This window comes from Brevibacillus borstelensis, assembly GCF_037834415.1.
Lineage (GTDB): Bacteria > Bacillota > Bacilli > Brevibacillales > Brevibacillaceae > Brevibacillus > Brevibacillus borstelensis_A.
In genome coordinates this window covers 40,695-61,843 of record NZ_JAUMSJ010000009.1, presented here as the reverse complement: position 1 = coordinate 61,843, position 21,149 = coordinate 40,695, and the positions used below count along the sequence as shown (strand labels likewise).

The window sequence follows — 21,149 nt, the reverse complement described above, 5'->3', positions numbered from 1 at the left end:
AAATAGACAGTTTTCATTTTCCTCCTTTGCGTTTGGATGAAAGGAGAACGAGCAACCTCGAAATAACGTCAGCTTCTCCGAGAGCTTCCCATGAAGCTTTTTTTATACGATCACAGGCATGAGTGGTTGGCTACACACAAACTTCTGTCGAATGCCGACACCCGCACGTCCCGTGCTTATAAGGCTAAGGCTTCGCAAAAAAAGCTTGGCTCAGCCAGGTTTTCTAATGAGAGGATAAGGGAAGGAACTATGAGCACCGGCATTAATGAAGTACTCACAAAAGCAGGCAGTTACTTGTCCAAAGCGGACCTGGATCTGATTACGCGCGCGTACCAGCTGGCTGAGAAAGCCCATGAAGGCCAGGTGCGCAAATCGGGCGTTCCTTACATCATGCATCCGATCGCTGTCGCTGGCATTTTGGCCGAGCTGCACATGGATGCGGTAACGATTGCTGCCGGCTTTTTGCACGATGTAGTGGAAGACACCGAGGTTTCGCTCGACCAACTGCAGAGCGAGTTTGGCCAGGAAGTCGCTCTGTTGGTCGACGGCGTGACCAAGCTCGATAAAATCAAATACAAGTCAAAGGAGGAGCAGCTCGCTGAGAATCACCGGAAGATGCTGGTCGCGATGGCCCAGGACATCCGTGTGATTATGATCAAGCTGGCTGACCGCCTGCACAACATGCGCACCCTCCGTCACATGTCGGAGGAGAAGCAGCGGGAAATTTCAGATGAAACGCTGGAAATTTTCGCCCCTCTGGCTCACCGCCTGGGGATCGCCTCCGTAAAATGGGAGCTGGAAGACACATCGCTCCGTTATCTTAATCCGCAGCAATACTACCGCATTGTCAATTTGATGCAGAAAAAGCGGACCGAACGGGAAGCCTACATCAACGAAGCCGCCGACACGATCAAGGAAAAGCTGAAGGAACTGAACATCGAAGCCGAAATATCCGGCAGGCCCAAACACATTTACAGCATTTACAAGAAGATGACGAAGCAAAACAAGCAGTTCAACGAGATTTACGACCTTCTCGCGCTTCGCATCATCGTCAATGATATTCGCGACTGCTACGCGGTTCTGGGGATCGTCCACACGCTGTGGAAGCCGATGCCAGGCCGTTTCAAGGATTATATCGCAATGCCGAAAGCCAACATGTATCAATCGCTGCACACGACTGTCATCGGTCCGAAAGGCGAGCCGCTGGAAGTGCAGATACGCACGTGGGATATGCACCAGACGGCGGAAATCGGGATCGCAGCGCACTGGGCCTACAAGGAAGGCAGAAGCGTCGTGCAAGGCTCGTTTGCCGAAAAGCTGGGGAACCTCCGGGAGATTATTGAAGGGGGCTCTGAGGAGGCGCCAAACGCACAGGAGTTTATGGAGTCCTTGAAACAGGATCTGTTCTCCGACACGGTGTTTGTCTTTACGCCAAAAGGGGACGTGGTGGAGCTTCCGAAAGGCTCAGTGCCGCTTGACTTCGCCTACCGCATCCACTCTGCCGTCGGCAACCGGACGATCGGCGCAAAGGTAAACGGCAAAATCGTGCCTCTCGATTATTCGTTGAAAACGGGCGACATCGTGGAAATTTTGACGTCCAAGCATTCGTACGGTCCGAGCCAGGACTGGCTGAAGATCGCCAAATCGGCGCACGCGCGCAACAAAATCAAGCAGTGGTTCAAGAAGGAAAAGCGGGAAGAGAATGTCGCCAAAGGCCAGCAGATGGTGGAGGCTGAAATCAAGTCCAGGGGCTACGATCTCAAGGATGCGATGACCGACGTAAATCTGAAGGAAGCCGCGGCCCGCTTCAACTTCCAGGGTCACGAGGACATGTTTGCCGCTGTCGGCTATGGAGGGATCACGGCATCCCAGATCGTCACCAGACTAATCGACAAGCTTCGCAAAGAGCGGGAGGAACAAAATCCTCCTGTACCGGAATACAAGCCTGCTCCCGCACAGCCTACAGGGCGCAGCGAGTCCGGTGTGAAGGTGAAGGGAGTCGACAATTTGCTGGTACGGATTTCCCGCTGCTGTACGCCGGTCCCTGGGGATCAAATCATCGGGTTTATCACCAGGGGCAGAGGAGTTTCCGTTCACCGCAGGGACTGTCCCAATGTGTTGACGGATGAGAGCATGGAGCGTTTGATCGACGTGGAATGGGATACGGACTTCAAGCATAATTACCATGTCGATATCGAAATTACGGGTCAGGATCGGAGCGGCTTGTTGAACGATGTCCTGCAGGTTGTGGCAGAGACGAAAACGAATATCTCTGCAGTCAGCGGCAAGGCAGACAAGAATCGGGTCGCCACCATACACATGACGATCTCTATTAGCAATATCGGCCATTTGCATAAAGTGGTCGAGCGCATCAAGCGCATCAAAGACATTTATTCCGTACGACGGATTCTCAGCACCTGATCGCCGCAAGATCGGGTGTTGTTGCTTGAGCAGAGGGATGTTCCCTGTACGCGATTCGAGCAACCGAAAAAGGCACCATTGACGCTAGCCTTTGCAAAAGCGCGAGGTGTATGATCTGGAAGGAGTTTTTGCAGCTGTGCGAGTAGTAGTCCAACGTTCCCGCGAGGCAAGTGTCACCGTGGCGGGCGAAGTTGTCGGCCGGATTGACCACGGCCTTGTTCTATTGGTCGGGATTACCCATGAGGATACGGAGAAAGACGTGGAGTTTATTGCCGACAAGATTGCCAACCTGCGCATTTTTGAAGACAGCGAAGAGAAAATGAACCATTCGGTGCTGGATACAGGCGGTCAAATCCTGTCCGTCTCTCAGTTCACTCTGTACGGCGATTGCCGCAAGGGCAGACGCCCCAATTTCATGGCTGCCGCCCGTCCCGAAAAGGCCGAGCCTATGTACGATCTGTTCAATGCCAAGCTGCGGGAAAAAGGCTTGCAAGTAGAAACAGGCCGATTCGGAGCGATGATGGACGTGCGTCTCGTAAACGACGGTCCCGTTACGCTGATCGTTGAAACATAAGCGGCAGGCCGCTTTTTAATAAGAAGTACAATTGATTTGACAGGGGAAAAAGGAGTCGAGACATCTCGGCTCCTTTTCTCGTCCTTTGCAATAAAAAAACCCCTTGTCTTTACGCTGAAAGACAAGGGGGTGACGGTTACCCTTCCTGTACGCTCTGGGAGGAGAAGTATTGCAAAATCCCCTTAAAGAGACCTTCTGCAGCCAAATCCTGCTGTTTTTCAGAGCGGAGCCGCAGCTCTTCGTTGTAGTTGGAGAGGAAGCCGATCTCCGCCAAAATCGAGGTTACAGGATTTTCTCGGAGAACGTAGTAGTCTCCAAAGCGAGCTTGCAAGTCTTTGTAGGTCGTTGCTTTCACGACTTCCGTTTGCACCAGGGAGGCAAGCTTGCTGGAGTTCCCTTTGTTGTAGTGGAAAATGATCGTTCCGTTCGTCGTCGAATTCGGATGGGTGTTGTGGTGGATGCTGACAAAAATATCCGCGTTGTTCTGAGCCGCCACATCTACCCGCTGCTGGAGCGTTAGCTTGCGATCGTCGCTGCGGGTCATGATCACTTTGGCTCCGGCAGCCTCTAATTTATGGTGCAAGAGCAGGGCTACCTGGAGGTTCACGGTCTTTTCCAAAGTGGAGAAGCTTGAGCCGGTAGCTCCGTTGTCACCGCCGCCGTGTCCCGGATCAACCACGATCACTTTGCCGACCAGCGCGTTTGCCTTCACAACCGCCGGCGTTCCCGTTGCGGAGACCAGCCATCCTGCTACATAGCCTGTCGAGTCATCGCTGAATTGGACCTGGAACCAGTCGCCCTCGCGTTTGACGATCGAGTACTTCTCACCCGGCTGTATCTGTTTGACGATCTGGTGATTGGTCCCTGGACCGGAACGGACATTGGTATCCGGGTTGATGACAGTGATATGCGGCCCGGGGGGAGCGGGCATGACAGGCTGCTGGACAGTGACGAGCCAGCCTGCGACCCATCCTGTTTTGCCGTCCGGCGTTTGCACCCGGTACCAGTCTTCTTTTTTCTCCAGCACCGTCAGGGTACTGCCAGCCTTCAGCGTTCCCAGGACAGCGCTGGCCGTGTTCGACTCCGCACGGAGATTCAACCCGTCGGTCTGTACGGTTGCTGTCTGCTTGGCAGGCTGTTGATCCGCAGGAGGTGTGGCAGTGGAACCGCCGTTGGTCGGAGACTGTATATCAGGAGCAGGCTGCTGCTGGTTCTGATCAGCTGTCCCGCTGCCCGGGTTAGCTTGTATGGTGCCAGGCTGTGTGGTCCCTTCCTCGGGAATCCACGCCTGAATGCCGTCGTAGGGAAACTGAATCCAGCCGTTTTGCTTTTTCGTAACGGCAATGGTTAAGCCGGAATGAAGCTGTCCAATGGCGGGCAAGGAAAAATCCGGCGACGGATAAACGTACGGATTGTACTCAAGCGTCAAAGAATTGCCCTCGGAACCTGCTTGTCCAGCAGCGGTAGAGCCGCCGGACGCGGCTGGCGCTGTTGGCGTATTTCCTCCGGCAGGAGATGTACTCGTCTGCCCGGCAGGCTTTCCGGCATTGTGCTCAGTGACAAGCCAGCCTGCAACCCAGCCCTTGGTGTTTGTGGACAGCTGTATTTGGATCCATTCGCCGCTGCGCTGCGTAACCGTGTATTTTGTACCCGGATTGATCGTTTGGACGACAGAATGGTTTTGCCCGGGACCGGAGCGAACGTTTAGATTGTCGGTAGTGCTCTCGATCTGCGCAGCGGTGGGAGCGCCGGCCTGTGTGCCTGTTTGACTGTTAGTGGCTGATTTCGTAACCAGCCAATTGGCCACCCATCCGGTTTTCCCGTCTGGCAGACGAACGTTGATCCAATCGCCCTTTTCAGAGATGACAGGCAATACCGTTTTGATCGGAAGTGTAGTGACTACCTGATCCTGTGTGCTAGGACCGGAGCGAACGTTAAGATTATCGACCGTGACCTGGATGCTTCCAGCTGCGAGTGCGGCTGTGGCAGGCAGGGTAACGGCACAGGCGACAGCAAGGAGTGTCCGCAGGAGATGTTGACGAAAACGCACGAAATTGACACCCTTTCCAGTTTTATATGATGTGAAAACATCGATTTTAGGATTTAGAGGAATTTACCAAAAGTACTCTTTCGTCTTACAGCTCTTCTTTTCCTGCTTTTTCCGACAAACTTCTCTTTAAAATACCAAATTTTTATGGCTGAAGCTCGCTTTCTTCTGCCCGGAAGCAGCATTGTCAACGCTCGTCATTTTTATGCTGATCCGCTTTCCCTTATGCTTTTCTGCGCTGCGGGCCATACTAGGATACAACCAGCACGGATGAGAGAAGGAGGCACGCAGATGAGACAGGCCAACAAGGAAGCCTTTGCGCAAGAGGCAAACAGACGGCTGTTCTCCGTCGATTTTCACGACTTTCTGGAGAAGGAATCGACATTGAACGACGTCGAGATGTCCAGGGAATTTCACATCAGCATCAGAGATGTGCAGGAGCTCAGGAGAAAGCTGCGCCGGTGAGCGGAATGCCGGAGCTTTCGTCAGGTTGACCGCGCTTTTTTTGTCGGATAAGATGAAGGGGCAGACTGAAAAGCAGGTGAACCCATGATTCAAGTGAAGTGTGAAGGACATCAATTCGAGCGGGAAATCGGTTTGATTCTCGCCTTGTTTTATGAAGACCCGGAGATTGTCTATGTATCGGAATGGGAAGGTTCAGACGGTCTTCGCATCCGGCTTTCCCTGGAAGAACGGGGAGAAGGCGTCTGCGCCACAGGAGAATTGCTTGCAGCAGACAGGCATGAAAAGCGGATGGTGGAGCGCCCGTATACGGTCCTGGAGGAAAAGGAACAGCGCAAAATCGCCAAGCGGGCTGTCAGCTATGTTTTGCTCCAACTGCTGGAAGAACTGACGGGCATCGAGCAGGGCTGGGGCGTGCTTACGGGCATTCGACCAACAAAGCTAATGCACAGCCTCCTTTCGTCCGGAGCGGGGCGGGAAGCCGTTCACCGCCGTTTGCAAAACGACTACATGGTTCGGCCCCACAAGCTTTCCTTGCTTCAGGAGATCATTGACAGGCAGCTGAAGGTGGTTCCCGATTTCTACCAGATCGACCGGGAGCTTTCCGTATACATCGGCATTCCGTTTTGCCCCACAAAGTGCGCGTACTGCACCTTTCCGGCGTACGCGATCCGCAGCCATACGGCCTCGGTCAATCCATTTCTGGAGGGGCTGCACTACGAGATCGAACGGATGGGGCAATGGCTCACGGAGCGGGATATGCGGATCACCTCGATTTATTTTGGCGGAGGTACGCCGACGAGCATTACGGCGGATGACATGGACCAGTTGTTTCAGACGATGCATCGGACCTTTCCGTACATCGAAGGGATCCGCGAGCTGACAGTGGAGGCAGGCAGACCCGACACGATTACCCGCGAAAAACTGGCCGTGATGAAGCGATGGGAGGTTGACCGCATCAGCATCAATCCGCAATCGTTCACCCAGGAAACGCTGCGGGCGATCGGGCGGCACCACACGGTGAAGGAAACGATCGAGAAATACCATTTGGCGATGGAAATGGGCCTGACCAACATCAATATGGATTTGATCATCGGCTTGCCAGGCGAAGGGCTGAAGGAATGGGAGCATAGCCTTTCAGAAGTGGAAAAGCTGATGCCTACGTCCTTGACAGTGCATACCCTCTCGTTCAAGCGGGCTTCCGAAATGACGCAGAACAAGGAGCGCTACCAGGTGGCCAGCCGGGAGGAAGTGAGCCGGATGATGGAGCTTGCTTCCCGTTGGACAAAAGAAAACGGCTATCATCCCTACTACCTGTACCGCCAGAAAAACATTTTGGGCAACCTGGAAAATGTCGGCTACGCTCTCGAAGGACAGGAAAGCATCTACAACATCATGATCATGGAAGAAGCGCAGACCATCCTCGGACTCGGGTGCGGAGCGGTTTCCAAGCTGATGGCCCCGGGCAGCGGGAAGCTTGTGAGGTGGCCGAATCCGAAGGACCCGAAGACGTATAACGAGACGTACCGGACTTTGACCGAACAGAAGATCCGCGATCTTGACCAGGTATACGGGGAAACTTCTACGGAAGCATCGGTGGAAAAGGCCGGAGTCGGAAAGTAATGTGCGGGCCAGTCAATATGGCGCGGTCAAAAAAGTTTTATCCGGCGCCTGTTGACGCCTGATTCTCCGTTTGCTATGATTTGCATTAAGATTTTCAAAGGACTTTTTTACAATGATCTAATGACGGGAACAAGTACCCAGGAAACGGATAGCCAGAGAGGAATTGCCGCGGCTGAGAGCATTTCCCTATGACGACTTGGCGAATGACATCCCCGAAGACCGCAGTGAACGAAGCGGCTTTGGCCCTTTCAGTAACTGGCAGGCGTATGTCGGCGTTAACGACTGGAAAAGTGGGGCTCCGGTATGATGAATGGAGTCCAAGCAGGGTGGCACCACGGGAGCAAAACCGATCTCTCGTCCCTGACATGTTGCATCGAGCGGCATGTCAGAGGCGGGAGATTTTTTGTTTTGGCTTGAACTAGTTTCCGGCAGGAAGCAAAGATGGAGGGTTAACAGATGGCAAAGATCAAAATTCCTCGCGGCACGCAGGATATTATGCCAGGCACGGTTGAGCTGTGGCATTACATCGAGGCCAAAGCCCGCGACTTGTGCAGGCGGTTCAACTACCACGAAATCCGCACGCCGCTGTTTGAAAGCACAGAGCTGTTCCAGCGCGGTGTCGGAGAAACGACGGACATAGTCGAAAAGGAGATGTACAACGTCTCCAATCCGCGCAGCGAGGACGCCTTGACGCTTCGCCCGGAGGGAACGGCAGGCGTAGTCCGCTCCTACGTGGAGAACAAGCTGTACGGCTTGCCCAATCAGCCAGTCAAGATGTACTACCTCGGACCGATGTTCCGCCACGAGCGCCCGCAGGCCGGCCGCTACCGGCAGTTTGTCCAGTTTGGAGCGGAAGCGATCGGCTCCAGCGATCCGGCGATCGACGCCGAAGTGATCGCTTTGGCGATGCGGCTCTATCAGGAGCTGGGGCTGACAGGACTGAGCGTCGAGCTGAACAGCGTGGGAACGCTGGAGGACCGGGCGAACCACCGCAAGCACCTGCTCGAACATCTGAACGGCGTGCGCGATCAGCTTTGCCCAGACTGCCAATCCCGGATTGACCGCAATCCGCTGCGTGTGCTCGACTGCAAAAACGAGACCTGCAAGACGCTGACCAAGGATGCGCCTTCCATTCTGGAGTATCTGAGCGACGAGTCTGCCGCTCATTTTGAAGCAGTCAAAGGTTACCTGGCGGAGCTGGGGATTGCCTACACGGTAAATCCGCGCATGGTTCGCGGCCTCGATTACTACACCCAGACTGCCTTTGAGATCAAAATGGCGGAAATCGGCGCCGTGGAAACGCTCTGCGGCGGTGGACGCTACAACGGTCTGGTGGCGGAGCTCGGCGGCGACGACATGCCGGGGATCGGCTTTGCCCTCAGCATCGAACGGCTGCTGCTCGCTTTGGAAAAGCAAGGAGTGCAGCTGCCAGTGACCGTCGGCATCGACTGCTTCGTGGCGATCCAGACGCCGGATGCGAAGGCGGCAGCATTCCGCCTCGTCGACCGTCTTCGCAGCGCAGGTGTGGCAGCTGAGCTGGATTATCTCGACCGCAAGATGAAAGCGCAGCTGAAACAAGCAGACCGGCTGGCCGCCAGATTTACCGTCATTATTGGCGAGTCCGAGCTGGCCAGCGGAACAGCGGTTTTGAAAGAAATGGCCACTGGGGAGCAGCAGGAGATCAAGCTGGATGAGCTTCCAGCTGTCATCGCAAGCCGCTTGGGATAAAATCGACATCAGAAAAATGAGTGGAGGAAATCAAGATGAGTTGGCAATATCGTACCGTGCAATGTGGAGAGGTTGGGATTGAACAGGTAGGACAGGAAGTCATCCTGAACGGATGGGTCCAAAAGCGGCGCGACCTCGGAGGGGTTATCTTTATCGATTTCCGCGACAGAACAGGCATCCTCCAGATTGTTTTTAATCCGGAGCACAACAAGACTGCCTGGGAGGTAGCAGACAAAGTCCGCAGCGAGTACGTGCTTGCTGTCAAAGGGACCGTCGTCAAGCGTGCGCCGGAGGCTGTCAATCCGAAGCTGAAAACGGGCGAAGTCGAAGTGATCGTGAGCGAAATCATCATCCTGAACGACGCCAAAACGCCTCCGTTCCAAATCGAGGACGACATCGACGTAGATGAGCAGGTGCGTCTGAAATACCGTTACCTGGACCTCCGCCGTCCGGAAATGCAGCGTTCCCTGATTCTCCGCAGCAAGGCGGCCAAAGCGTTCCGCGATTTCCTCGACGAGAAAGACTTTGTTGAAGTGGAGACACCGATGCTGACCAAGAGCACGCCGGAGGGAGCGCGTGAGTATCTGGTGCCGTCCCGTGTGCATCCAGGAGAGTTCTTCGTGCTTCCGCAATCTCCGCAGCTATTCAAGCAATTGCTGATGGTATCCGGCATGGAGCGCTACTACCAGATCGCACGCTGCTTCCGCGACGAGGATTTGCGTGCGGACCGCCAGCCTGAATTCACCCAGGTGGACATCGAGACCTCGTTCCTTTCTATGGAAGAGCTGCTGCCGATGATGGAAGAGATGATTGCCCATGTATTCAAAACGACGATCGGCGTTGACGTGCCGAGACCATTCCCGCGTCTGACGTATGCGGAGGCGATGGCCCGTTACGGTTCCGACAAACCGGACGTACGATTCGGCATGGAGCTGACCGATGTGTCCGACCTCGTCGCAACCAGCGATTTCAAAGTGTTTGCCAGCGTCGTCTCTGGCGGTGGCCAGGTAAAGGCGATCAACGCGAAAGGCTGCGGACACTACTCCCGCAAAGAGGCGGATGATCTCGGCAAGTTCGCATCCCGCTACGGTGCAAAAGGCCTGGCGTGGATGGGCTTCAAGGACGGCGAAGTAAAAGGACCGATCGCCAAGTTCTTTGGCGAAGCAGAAATCAACAGCCTGAAAGAACGACTGGCCGTCGAAGAGGGAGACCTGCTCCTGTTTGTGGCCGACAAGCCGAAAGTCGTGGCCGACGCCTTGGGCGCTCTTCGCTCCAAGCTGGGTGCCGAGCTTGGTATGATCGACCACAGCCAGTTCGCCTTCCTCTGGGTCGTCGACTTCCCGCTAGTCGAGTGGGATGAGGAATCGCAGCGCTATCTGGCTCTGCACCATCCGTTCACCCGTCCAAAAGACGAGGACTTGCACCTGTTGGAAACCGACCCCGGCCAAGTTCGGGCGCAAGCGTACGATATGGTGCTCAACGGCTACGAGCTGGGCGGCGGTTCGATGCGGATTTACAAGCGCGACGTTCAGGAAAAAATGTTCCGCACGCTCGGCCTGACCGTAGAAGAAGCAAAACAGAAGTTCGGCTTCCTGCTTGACGCATTCGACTACGGTACGCCTCCTCACGGCGGGATCGCACTTGGTCTGGACCGCTTGATCATGCTCTTGGCCGGCCGCAGCAACCTGCGTGAAGTGATCGCCTTCCCGAAAACAGCGAGCGCAAGCGATCTGATGGTAGACGCGCCAGGTCCGGTGGACGACAAGCAGCTGGCAGAGCTGAACATCATGACGACGGTAAAAGACGAAGACGAAAAATAAGCGGGCTTGCACAGTCGCATGAGCGTTTGATACATTGGTAATACTGATAAATAGCCCTGCGATGTACGTGACTTCCGATAGTTTTGAGCCACAAAGTCTTTTTAGGGAGTTTTTCGTCCGCAATCGCGAGGACACGCCTCCATCGAATGGACGTCCGGGACGGTTGGGCAAGACACCCACCTGCGATGAGCAGGTTCAAAACTGTAGGAGCAGCACGGCATTTTGGGGCTCCTTTTTTGTCTGACATTCCTACTTTTCCGATTGCATATCGCTTTTGCCCTGTGCACTCGAAAAAGGGATTGGAATGATTTCCTGCTTGGTTGTCATGCTTGATCAGAAAGGTTGACGGTGGATGCTTCATCAATTTTCTCGTTGCGAATTGGCCTTCGGTCCCGAAGGTTTGGAAAAAATGAAAAACAGCACAGTGGCGGTTCTCGGTGTAGGGGGTGTCGGCTCCTTCACGGTCGAGGCGTTGGCCCGCACCGGCGTAGGCAAGCTGGTACTGGTGGACAAGGACGTCGTCGACATTACCAATATCAATCGCCAGATCCATGCCACGCTGAATACGATCGGACAAAAGAAGGCCGAACTGATGAAAGAGCGGATTGCCGCTATCAATCCGGCCTGCGAGGTCGTCACGCTGAACATGTTTTACAATGCGGAAACGGCCGATCAGCTGTTTGCCCATTCACTCGACTACATCGTCGACGCGATGGATACGATGTCGGCCAAGCTGCACCTGATACTGGAGACAAAACGACGCAACATTCCGATCATCTCCAGCATGGGAGCGGCGAACAAAATGGACCCGACAAAGTTTGAAGTGGCTGATATTTCTCAGACGAGCTACGATCCGATCGCCAAGGTAATCCGCCGCGAACTGAGAAAAAGCGGCATTTACAAAGGCGTAAAAGTGGTGTACTCCAAAGAAATTCCGGTCACCATCCGTACCGATGTCCGCGATCAGATCGTAGCCGACCCGAATTCGCCAATCAGCAAAGTACGCCAGCCCCCGGCGAGCAATGCGTTTGTCCCTTCGGTAGCAGGACTTATTTTAGCGAGTGTTGTCGTCCGCGATCTGTTGGACTGGCAGCCGGCAAAAGGATAGAGAGACATGGATCTATTTTCATTTGCGCATGAAGCAAACGACAAGGGACTGAGCAAGCCGCTGGCTGCACGGATGCGTCCGCAGACAATCCATGACGTGATCGGCCAGGAGCATATCCTCGGCGAGGGGAAGCTGTTGCGCCGGGCGATCGAGGCTGACCAGGTTTCTTCGCTGATCTTTTACGGGCCGCCCGGAACTGGCAAAACGACGCTGGCCAAGGTGATCGCCCGGACGACACGTACGCATTTTGCCGAGCTGAATGCCGTAACGGCCGGAGTGGCTGACATTCGCAGGGTCGTCGACGAGGCGAAGGAACGGCTGGTGATGGGCGGGCAGCGGACTACGCTGTTTGTGGACGAAATTCATCGCTTCAACAAATCGCAGCAGGATGCCTTGCTTCCGTACGTGGAGGAGGGGACCATTACATTGATCGGAGCGACGACGGAGAACCCGTTTTTCGAGGTAAACCCGGCGCTGCTGTCCCGGTCACAGATTTTCCAGCTGCAGCCGTTGACGCATGACCATTTGGAGCAAGTGATGCAGCGGGCTTTGACAGACGGGGAAAACGGCCTGGCCGAGCTGTACGTAGAGGTTGAACCAGAGGCGAGGGAGCACTTGATCCAATACGCCGAGGGAGATGCGCGCAGACTGCTCAATGCGCTGGAGCTGGCTGTCACGACGACGCCTCCCGGACCAGACGGACGCATCGTCATCACGCTCGATGTGGCTGTCGAGTCGATCCAGCGGCGTGCCGTTCGCTACGACAAAAGCGGCGACAACCATTACGACACGGCTTCCGCTTTTATCAAGTCCATCCGCGGTTCTGATCCAGACGCGGCCCTGTACTGGCTTGCCCGGATGATCGACGCCGGCGAGGACCCGCGGTTTATCGCCCGCCGCCTGATTATCTCGGCTTCCGAAGACATCGGAAATGCCGATCCCCAAGCGATTACCGTGGCAATATCCTGCTTCCAGGCGCTGGAGCTGGTCGGAATGCCGGAGGGCCGGATTCCGTTGGCGCAAGCGACGACCTATCTGGCCACAGCTCCAAAGAGCAACGCGGCGTACAACGGGATTAATCAGGCGCTTGAGACGATTCGGACAGACGGCCACAAGCCGGTCCCCATCCATCTGCGCGATTCCGCGTACAAAGGGGCTTCCCGTCTCGGGCATGGAAAAGGATATTTGTATCCGCACAACTACCCTGGCGGTTATGTCGATCAGCAATATTTGCCTGATGGGGTGGATTATACGTTTTACCAGCCAAAGCCAATCGGCTACGAACAGGAAATCGGTCGGCTCCAAAAAGAGCGGAAAGGGTGACCAACGAGTCAGAAGGCTGATACCAAATGTGAAAACTCCCCCAAGGTACGGGGGAGCGTCGCTCAGGTTCGCACATTTCCGCCCGGTTTGTTGGGCAGATCGCCGTTTTCATTTGGCTGCTTACTCTGTTCGCTGGCGCCAAAACGAGCTTTGTGGGCAATGGTACCGGCCGGTTGGTCGTAAAGCGTGTCGGAGGGATGATTGCGCCCCCGCTCCGAGCGTTTGTTCGTTGCCATTGTGCATTCACCCCCTGGAAGCTAGTGTGTCCCCGACGAGCCGAGAAATGTAAGAGACGGGGAAACTGGTTTGCGGGGAATACTGCAGATAGAGGAGAGTTGTTACTGTGAAAATTTCTACGAAAGGACGCTACGGCCTCACGATCATGATGGAGCTGGCCAACCGCTTTGGGGAGGGGCCCGTTTCGCTGAGAAGTATTGCCCAGCGCCACGATTTGTCCGAGCATTATCTGGAGCAGCTCGTCGCGCCGCTCCGCAACGCAGGACTGGTAAAAAGCATTCGCGGAGCGTACGGCGGTTACGTCTTGGCGAAACAGCCCGAGGAAATCTCCGCGGGCGATATCATCCGCGTATTGGAAGGCCCGATCAGCCCGGTCGAGTTTGCCGAGGAAGAAGACCCGGCCAAGCGCTACCTCTGGCTGCGTATCCGCGACAGCATTTCGGCCGTACTCGATTCCACATCCTTGCAGGATCTGATCAGTTATCAGGATGAAGGCCATTCTGACGGCTACATGTTCTATATATAGAAGGTGACCTTAGTGCGAGAGCGAATCTACCTGGACCACGCTGCCACGACACCGGTGCATCCCCGTGTGGTGGAAGCGATGCATCCCTTTTTGACAGAAGTGTACGGAAATCCATCGAGTGTCCACGGCTTTGGGCGTGAAGCGAGACAGGCTCTGGAAGGAGCCCGCGATGCGATTGCCCGCTTCCTCGATGCCGATCCGCAGACCTTGGTCTTTACGAGCGGCGGGACGGAAGCGGACAACATGGCGATTATCGGCGGAGCGATGGCTCAGCGGGAGCGCGGCCGGCACGTCATCACGTCCAGCATCGAACACCATGCCGTCCTGCATGCTTGCGAGCATTTGGAGCAGCTGGGCTTTGAAGTAACGTATCTGCCTGCGGACAAGACGGGCATGATCAGCGTGGATGAGCTGAAAAAAGCGGTCCGGCCGGATACAGTCCTCGTATCGATCATGTACGGGAACAATGAGGTCGGAACGATTCAGCCGATCGAAGAAATGGGAACCTATCTTCGCGAGCGGGAAATCGTCTTTCACACGGATGCCGTTCAGGCCGCGGGCGTTTTGCCGATCAATGTAAACAAGCTGCCCGTTGACATGATGTCTGTTTCCGCCCATAAAATCAATGGCCCCAAAGGAGTGGGGGCGCTTTATTTGGGACGCAAGGTGCCGTTTACCCCTTATCTGCACGGCGGCTCGCAGGAGCGCAAACGCAGGGCGGGTACGGAAAATCTGGCGAGTATTATCGGATTTGCCGAAGCAGCCAAGATCGCGCAGGAGGAAATGGCAGAGCGCGTAGCCAAGTACCGGCAGATGCGCGCCGCGATGCTCCAGTGCTGGGAGGAGGAGGGCATCTCTTTTCAGGTGAACGGGCATCCAGAGAAGCACCTCCCGCATATTTTGAATGTCAGCTTTCTTGGTGTCCACACCGAAACGATGCTGATGAACCTCGATCTGCAAGGTGTGGCAGCCGCGAGCGGCTCCGCCTGTACATCGGGATCGCTGGAGCTGTCGCATGTGCTGAAGGCGATGTGCCTGGATGACCCTGTAGCCCAGTCGGCGATTCGTTTCAGCTTTGGCATCACCAATACGGTTGAAGAAGCGGAACGGGCAGCCCGGAAGGCGGCCGAGGTTGTACATCGGCTGAAACGGTAACCGTTTAAGAATGCGTGGCTCAACGGAAACGAAGAACAGAACGGACGATAAAAAACCAACGGTGTGTGTATCCGTTGGTTTTTTTGCATGATCTCTTCACAACCAAGTTCCATATTTTACAGGACGGAACAAAGAACAGCCATACCGATGCCGGCCGTGTACATCAGCGCTTCCCGCAGCTTCCTTCGCTGCCGCAGTACGAGAAGCAGCGCGGCTTCTCCCAGAAGAGTCAGAAGCCATCCCAGAAGGTAGGCGTGGAAAGCGGGAATGCTGCTGACCAACACGGAAAACAGCCCAAGTGCGATCAGCCAGTAGGTCTTGCCAAGTTTGCCCAGCAAATTCCTGATGAGTGCCCCGACGGAGCAGCCGCGACGCCACATTCGCCAGGAAACGGGGAGAGCGAGCAAGACGGCAAAGTACAGCAATCCTTCAGCGAGCACATGAACCAGAGAGGCGCCAAACAGTTTTGACAGGCTGATACCGCTCCATTCCGTCGGCTCCCATTCCTCGAAAGCTTGCTCGATCGCTAGCTGTCCCGCCTCCGATAAACCTGGAACTGAGAGAATCTCCTTCGCATTCCGGAAAAATCCGAGCTTGTCTCTTTGACGGATAATGCTTTCGGCCTCGCTGCCTGAGAGCCCGGGGATCATCGTCAGATCGTACACATCCGCTGTGTTGATCGAAAACGTATAGGCGGGAAAGGTGTTCCCTTTAAATTGATCGAACGCCCAAAACGGATAGTGGACGTGGCTGGCTGTCAGCCAGATTTCCGGACCGATTCGGCTGGCGATGTCGGGACCTGTCACATCTCCGGTCGCTTGCCGGAATAACTGGGTAATCCGCAGCTTTTCACCGGGGAACTCCTTCCCATACCCCTCCAAAAAATCGAGCATTTGTCCCTTCTCGCTTTTGCTTGGGTTCACGTGCTTGTGCAGGACGGCGAATATTTTCAAGTACTGATTTTGCAGAGGCGTAAACATATCTTCGGGAGGAGCCGGCAGCGGCTGTTTTTCCCGGAGAAAATCGCTGTAAAATTCGGCGGATAGATACTCTTCCTTCAATTCACTGTCCATCAGCCTGGTAAAAAAGCCTGAAATGACGCCCTCCGTGGAAACCATCTGGGCGGGGGAGCGAAGTGCCGTTTTGTCAAAATGGATGCTTGTATTCCGATATAACAGGGTATCTGCCGGGGTCCTTCCGGGGCGAACGACGGGGGGATGGAGAAGCTCTCCGGTCTCAACCCCGTGATGCCTGCGGGTGTTTTCCAGCTGCTGATACCAAAAGGGCAAAGCGGCGCGGTAAAAATCCAGCCGAAAGGGCCAGGCGTAATCCCGGTCATAGCCGGCGATTTTTTGCCGGGTCATCGCGAGCATCCGTTGTTCGCTTTCGTCCATCATGCGTTTACGTCCTTCGTCCTGATCATAGCGTCTGGCGATCTTCTCAAAGTGCTCGGCGAATCCTTCATTAAAAGCGGTGGCATAGTCGGTCACAATACCCGAGTAATGCATGGTGACTGACTTCGAACGAGGCTCCGCCTGGGAAAGCATGTAATAAATCAGATGGCCCATCTCATGGGGATAAATTTGCGTCGTCGCTCCGAGCTGATTTTCCGCCTCTGGCGTTTTTTTCACGAGGTCGATGTAGGGCACATCCGTTTTGTCGATCAGGCTGCTGTTTTCCCTGAGGAAAAAACCCTTCCTGGCGAATCCGCCCATACGATCCGACAGGAGCAAATACGCCGACTCGAATTGATGCGAGCTCTTTTGGTTTTTCAAATAGTTTTGCGCCAGATGGTAGAGCTTTACCGATTCCTGCATGAACGAACCGCGAAACAACTGCTCTGTCTCCGTCTTGTCAGGGGCATCGTCCGGAAAAGCCACAGCGACCGGGTATCCATCCACATACTCGCCTGATACGGATTGCAAAATGACATGACTGTCGCCCTCCGCTGGCATCACGTATCGCTCAAACAAGTCTGCATGCGGCGCAGTCCGGGCAGGCTGGGCCCAGGAGCAAGCCATCAGCAATACCAGGGGCAACAGCAAAAAGGAACGCAAGCGGTTCATCTGTTTCCCTCCCTTTCGCCGCTGGCAGGCAGCAACCGCCTGGGGCCTGTTCCCTGGGGCCAGCCTCGTTCAAAAGCCAGCACGCTCAGCAAACCTAATCCGCCAGCGCTTACAAAGAAAACCAACACCGACAAGCCTGTGTACCCTTCAACCAAGCGGGACAACTCCAAAGCGGCATGGAGCGGCGAGAAAACAGACATTCCAGCTGAAAACACCGGGAAATACGGTTCTGTCATCCGGGCCAGGATACTCGGCAGCAGCAGGAGGAGAAAGGCCGTTTCATAGGCGCCAAGCCGCCTGCGGCTGATCGAGCCCGCCAAAAAACCGATCGAAAACACAAGCTGCAGCAGACCGCCAGCCAAGAGAAACCAGTAGACAGCGCCCGTCAAGGAATAATAAGCAGGCAAGATAAGCGGCATCATCGTAAAAAACAGGAGATGGACACATGTAATCCCTTGGACGACGACGGTGCCGGCCAGATATTTCGCCAGGGCAATCTCTCTCTTGCTGACTGGAAGCGAGGCGAGAAAAAGGTTTGATTGATCGGCGCGATCATTGGCGAGCACCCGGACTCCGAGAATCAGCGCCAGAACGATCCCCAGGTAGACAAATGTCGAGCCTTCTCCACGGGTAAAAATATTCTCCGCGGTCAGAGACCAATCTCCCCATGGACGGCTCCTGTTCGGCCTGTCGAGCCAGTACAGAAGCGACCCAAAGAGCGGAGTCAGACCCATCAGGCAAAAGGAAAGGACAGCAAACCAACGCAACTGTACATATTCTTTCTCAAAAAGCGCTTTCACTGCATGCAGCCGTATCAAATGAGTATCCCTCCTTGGATGCGGTGTAAATAAACAGTTCCTCCAAACTGACGGGCAGAATGTCCAAATGGGAGGGAGCAAGAAGGCGGATGCGCTCCGTCACTTCGCAGGCACGATCCCGGATGAATAGGGAATACATGCTGCCCTGCTGTTTGACATGCAAGACTGCCGGAAGCTCCCGGATTTCTTGGGGGAGTCCGTCTGGCAGCACGACCTGAATGCATCGGGAAGTTCGCTTCAGCTCATCGACGGATGCGTGAAACAATAGCCGTCCCTCCAAGAACATTCCGACGTCGTCAGCCAGCCGCTCCGCTTCCTCGGGGTGATGCGTCGTGAACAGAACGGTAGTCTCACGCTCCGCAACCTCTTCCATGATCAACCGGGAAAACGACTGCCGATGGACTGGATCAAGCCCGCTTGTAGGTTCATCGAGAAGAAGCACCCTCGGCCGGGCACAGAGCGCGGTCAAAAGAGAAAGCTGGACCTTCATTCCTTTGGACAGCTGGCGGATCGGCAGCTCGGAGGCAAGGCCGAAAAGCTCCTGCAAGCGCCTGCACAAGCTCTCGTCCCAGAGCGGGTAGAGGGCGGCGCACAAACGCAGCAGCTCTTTGACGCGCAGATTCGGAAAGGCTGGCTCTGTCATGAAGCCGACCTCGCTACGGACCAAGCCAGACTTTTCGTCCGTGCTTTTTCCGAAAATAAAGCTTTTTCCCGCAGTCGGTTTGACTACCCCGAGCAGTGTGTGAATAAGTGTGGTCTTTCCCGCGCCATTCGGCCCGATCAAGGCACACACGGTTCCAGGGGGGACAGAGAAGGTCACGTTACTCAGAACAAGCCGGTTTCCGATCTGTTTGGTCAGTCCGATCACTTCGATGGCGTTCATGGCGATTCTCCTTTCTTTTTGTACCATTCCTCGACCATGGACTGAAGCATGGTGAGCAGCTCCTCTTTTCCGAGCTGAAGATAGTGCGCTTCCACGAGAATTTTCTCCATGAATCCCTCAATAGACCGCCGCTTCATTTCGTCCCCGACACCGGAGGAGAGAGCGGCAGCGAAGGTCCCTCGCCCTCTTAGCGTTTCGATAACGCCCTCTCGTTCCAGTTCTTGATAAGCCTTTGCGATCGTATTCGGGTTGATGGCAATTCTTCCGGCCAGCTCCCTGACCGACGGCAGCTTCTCTCCCGGAGCGATCAATCCTTTGGCGACTGCCTCTTTGATCTGCTGAATGATTTGTTGGTAGATCGGTATGTCCGAGCGAGGATCAATTCGAGGCCACAAGGTACTCACCTCCGTATGGAATGGTGTACTACGTGTACTAGTTTATATGGTACACCATGAGCATAACAATTTTTTCTAAGTTGTCAATACCCGGAAAATGGTTTCATCGTTTTTCTTCTTCACCAAATTGTGGATGGATTGGGAACGAATAAACATGTAGAATAGGGCACTAGAACTACTTTCCATAAATGTTTCTATCAGAAGATGACTTGAGCAGTATTCGAACCCCAGGACAAAGGAGATCAGTCATGAAAGTCAAATCTATCTCGATTCGCTACAAGCTGGTGATTACCATGCTGGCGATCACGGTAATCCCGTTGATGATAGCGGGTTACTTGCAATTCCAGCAAACCTCGGAAGCCGTCTATCGATTAACGGTTTCCGACTTGCAGTACATTACCAAAACAAAGGCGGAGGAATTGGCCCCCTACACGGCGAGCCTGTCTCCGGGTCCTGACGAACGTCAGAAAATTGACGCGATAGTCAAGGATGTCGCCGAGAGCTATTACAAGCCAAACGGAATGATTGGATATGCTTATATTATGGACCTCAAGGGAACGGCGCTGTTTCATCCCGATCCTGAAGTGAACGAAACCTCTCTTGCCCAATACGACTTTGCCCAGATCATGCTCAAGGAAAAAAGCGGCTGGCTGGCGTACGAATTCCAGGGAAAGGACAAGCTGACTGCATACGAGGAGCTTCCCAACGGCTGGCTGCTTGCCATCGGAAGCTACCGGGATGATCTGCTGCAGCCGATCGAAGCGAGCCGGCTGATGATGTTTACCGTCAGTCTCGTAAGCGCCGCTTGCGCACTTGCGATAGGCATCTTCATCGTAACCAGGCTGCTTCGGCCGCTCGGAGAGCTGGTCGGGGCGATGAGGCTGGCTGAGACAGGCAACCTGACCCCGCGGGTACCGGTCCGCTCCAGAGATGAGATCGGCGAGCTGTCGGGCATTTACAATGAGATGATGGATGTGTTCTCCCACATGCTGAAGGAAGTGCAGCAGGTGTCCGGGCAGGTCGCCTCTTCCTCGGAAGAGTTGACGGCCAGTACGGCGGAGAGTGCCCGCGCTTCCGAACAAATCGCGGCTGCCTCTTCGGAAATCGCCGCTTCATCCGATCAGCAAAAAGCCGCGGTAGTTGAGACGACGCGCTCTCTGCATCAGATCAGCCAGGATGTAAGCCGCATTGCGGAGGCCACCGGGCATGTCAGCGGCGACGCGGAAAAGGCTCATCTTCTCGCAACGAACGGAGAAACGAAGATGAACGAGCTGGACCTGGAGATGGAACAAATCGCTGAGAATGTCCGTCAGACGGAGGAAGTCGTCCGCTCTCTCGGCATTCAGTCGGAGCAGATCATGGGCATTATTACGGCGATCAGGGATATTTCGCAGCAGACCAATCTGCTCGCGCTCAATGCCGCAATAGAAGCGGCGCGGGCTGGGGAGCAGGGGCGCGGTTTTGCGGTCGTAGCCGATGAAGTCCGCAACCTTGCGGAGCAATCAAGCCAGTCGACGGAAAGAATCGCCGATTTGATCCACCGTGTCCGCGATGACATACAAGCGTCCGTCAATGCCATGGGAGCGACCACGCAGTCCGTCGAGGCGGGCCGGATCGGTGTATCCCAGGCAGGAGAAGCCTTTGGTCAAATCGTATTGGCTGTTCGCGATGTCAGCAGCCAGGTGCGCAAAATGAACCAGTCCGCGCAGACGATGAATCAAGATACCGGACTGCTGGTAGCTCGCGCCGATGAGATAGCCCGACTCGCCCAACGAGCGGCACTCGACACGCAGGAGGTAGCCGCAGCTTCCCAGCAGCAGACTGCTACGACGGAAGAAATGACAGCGGCTGCGGAGACGTTGGCTCAAATGGCGGAGCGGTTGTCAGAACAAGTAAATCGTTTTACAATCTAAACATCAGTGAATCGGCAGACCGTTTTGTTGAGGCGTTGACGAACGGAATC

The 21,149-nt window shown here is 54.9% G+C and carries 17 protein-coding genes, 1 other RNA gene and 1 other annotated feature; of the genes, 12 read left to right on the top strand and 6 right to left on the bottom strand.

Annotated features, from left to right (window positions below):
- Window positions 1–249 precede the first annotated feature (249 nt).
- Both Q3F21_RS10360 and dtd read left to right on the top strand, forming a co-directional pair.
- Window positions 250–2,421, top strand: a complete 2,172-nt coding sequence (locus Q3F21_RS10360) for a RelA/SpoT family protein (protein ID WP_340252120.1) — start codon at window positions 250–252, stop codon at window positions 2,419–2,421.
- A gap of 136 nt (window positions 2,422–2,557) precedes the next feature.
- Window positions 2,558–2,995 carry a D-aminoacyl-tRNA deacylase gene (dtd, locus tag Q3F21_RS10355; RefSeq protein ID WP_340252118.1) on the top strand — a complete coding sequence of 146 codons (438 nt, stop codon included), beginning with the start codon at window positions 2,558–2,560 and terminating at the stop codon, window positions 2,993–2,995.
- Between the two features lie 136 nt (window positions 2,996–3,131).
- On the opposite strand, the gene Q3F21_RS10350 is transcribed toward dtd, so the two are convergent.
- The gene (locus tag Q3F21_RS10350) at window positions 3,132–5,045 is read right to left on the bottom strand and encodes an SH3 domain-containing protein (RefSeq protein ID WP_340252116.1); all 1,914 of its coding nucleotides are present in this window, start codon (window positions 5,043–5,045) and stop codon (window positions 3,132–3,134) included.
- Window positions 5,046–5,333: 288 nt separating this feature from the next.
- On the opposite strand from Q3F21_RS10350, the gene Q3F21_RS10345 reads away from it, so the two are divergent.
- The 7 genes from Q3F21_RS10345 to Q3F21_RS10315 all read left to right on the top strand — a co-directional run bounded on the left by Q3F21_RS10345 (window position 5,334) and on the right by Q3F21_RS10315 (window position 13,106).
- Window positions 5,334–5,507 (top strand): hypothetical protein, encoded by a 174-nt coding sequence (locus Q3F21_RS10345; protein ID WP_340252114.1) that lies wholly within the window; start codon window positions 5,334–5,336, stop codon window positions 5,505–5,507.
- 84 nt (window positions 5,508–5,591) lie between these two features.
- Window positions 5,592–7,127, top strand: a complete 1,536-nt coding sequence (locus Q3F21_RS10340) for a coproporphyrinogen III oxidase (RefSeq protein WP_340252112.1) — start codon at window positions 5,592–5,594, stop codon at window positions 7,125–7,127.
- Window positions 7,128–7,238: 111 nt separating this feature from the next.
- Window positions 7,239–7,492: a binding site (T-box leader), on the top strand.
- Between the two features lie 91 nt (window positions 7,493–7,583).
- The gene (hisS, locus tag Q3F21_RS10335; RefSeq protein WP_340252109.1) at window positions 7,584–8,855 is read left to right on the top strand and encodes a histidine--tRNA ligase; all 1,272 of its coding nucleotides are present in this window, start codon (window positions 7,584–7,586) and stop codon (window positions 8,853–8,855) included.
- Window positions 8,856–8,890: 35 nt separating this feature from the next.
- Complete coding sequence (gene aspS, locus Q3F21_RS10330) at window positions 8,891–10,675, top strand: aspartate--tRNA ligase (RefSeq protein WP_340252107.1); 1,785 nt, start codon at window positions 8,891–8,893, stop codon at window positions 10,673–10,675.
- Window positions 10,676–10,725: 50 nt separating this feature from the next.
- Window positions 10,726–10,908, top strand: a non-coding RNA gene (gene ssrS / locus Q3F21_RS10325) — 6S RNA.
- Window positions 10,909–11,027: 119 nt separating this feature from the next.
- The gene (locus tag Q3F21_RS10320; protein WP_340252104.1) at window positions 11,028–11,783 is read left to right on the top strand and encodes a tRNA threonylcarbamoyladenosine dehydratase; all 756 of its coding nucleotides are present in this window, start codon (window positions 11,028–11,030) and stop codon (window positions 11,781–11,783) included.
- A 6-nt stretch (window positions 11,784–11,789) separates the two neighbouring features.
- Window positions 11,790–13,106: an AAA family ATPase gene (locus tag Q3F21_RS10315; RefSeq protein WP_340252101.1), complete on the top strand. Its 1,317-nt coding sequence runs from the start codon at window positions 11,790–11,792 to the stop codon at window positions 13,104–13,106.
- A 62-nt stretch (window positions 13,107–13,168) separates the two neighbouring features.
- Here the strand turns inward: Q3F21_RS10315 and Q3F21_RS10310 are convergent, their stop codons facing one another.
- Window positions 13,169–13,342 carry a hypothetical protein gene (locus Q3F21_RS10310; RefSeq protein WP_170208318.1) on the bottom strand — a complete coding sequence of 58 codons (174 nt, stop codon included), beginning with the start codon at window positions 13,340–13,342 and terminating at the stop codon, window positions 13,169–13,171.
- A gap of 107 nt (window positions 13,343–13,449) precedes the next feature.
- Here Q3F21_RS10310 and cymR point away from each other — a divergent pair, with 107 nt between their 5' ends.
- Window positions 13,450–13,869: a cysteine metabolism transcriptional regulator CymR gene (cymR, locus tag Q3F21_RS10305; RefSeq protein ID WP_340252098.1), complete on the top strand. Its 420-nt coding sequence runs from the start codon at window positions 13,450–13,452 to the stop codon at window positions 13,867–13,869.
- Between the two features lie 12 nt (window positions 13,870–13,881).
- Window positions 13,882–15,024 carry an IscS subfamily cysteine desulfurase gene (locus Q3F21_RS10300; RefSeq protein ID WP_340252095.1) on the top strand — a complete coding sequence of 381 codons (1,143 nt, stop codon included), beginning with the start codon at window positions 13,882–13,884 and terminating at the stop codon, window positions 15,022–15,024.
- 116 nt (window positions 15,025–15,140) lie between these two features.
- Here the strand turns inward: Q3F21_RS10300 and Q3F21_RS10295 are convergent, their stop codons facing one another.
- The 4 genes from Q3F21_RS10295 to Q3F21_RS10280 are packed head-to-tail and all read right to left on the bottom strand — an operon-like array spanning window position 15,141 to window position 19,186.
- Window positions 15,141–17,090: a helix-hairpin-helix domain-containing protein gene (locus Q3F21_RS10295; RefSeq protein WP_340252092.1), complete on the bottom strand. Its 1,950-nt coding sequence runs from the start codon at window positions 17,088–17,090 to the stop codon at window positions 15,141–15,143.
- Entirely contained in the window at window positions 17,087–17,908 is an 822-nt protein-coding gene (locus Q3F21_RS10290) for an ABC transporter permease (protein WP_340252089.1), read from the bottom strand. Before Q3F21_RS10290 ends, Q3F21_RS10295 begins: the two co-directional genes overlap by 4 nt.
- Window positions 17,874–18,791, bottom strand: coding sequence for an ABC transporter ATP-binding protein (locus Q3F21_RS10285; protein ID WP_340252086.1), 918 nt, complete (start codon window positions 18,789–18,791; stop codon window positions 17,874–17,876). Before Q3F21_RS10285 ends, Q3F21_RS10290 begins: the two co-directional genes overlap by 35 nt.
- Window positions 18,788–19,186: a GntR family transcriptional regulator gene (locus Q3F21_RS10280; protein WP_340252082.1), complete on the bottom strand. Its 399-nt coding sequence runs from the start codon at window positions 19,184–19,186 to the stop codon at window positions 18,788–18,790. Before Q3F21_RS10280 ends, Q3F21_RS10285 begins: the two co-directional genes overlap by 4 nt.
- A gap of 248 nt (window positions 19,187–19,434) precedes the next feature.
- Between Q3F21_RS10280 and Q3F21_RS10275 the strand changes: the two genes are divergently transcribed.
- Complete coding sequence (locus Q3F21_RS10275; protein WP_340252079.1) at window positions 19,435–21,099, top strand: methyl-accepting chemotaxis protein; 1,665 nt, start codon at window positions 19,435–19,437, stop codon at window positions 21,097–21,099.
- Window positions 21,100–21,149 lie beyond the last annotated feature (50 nt).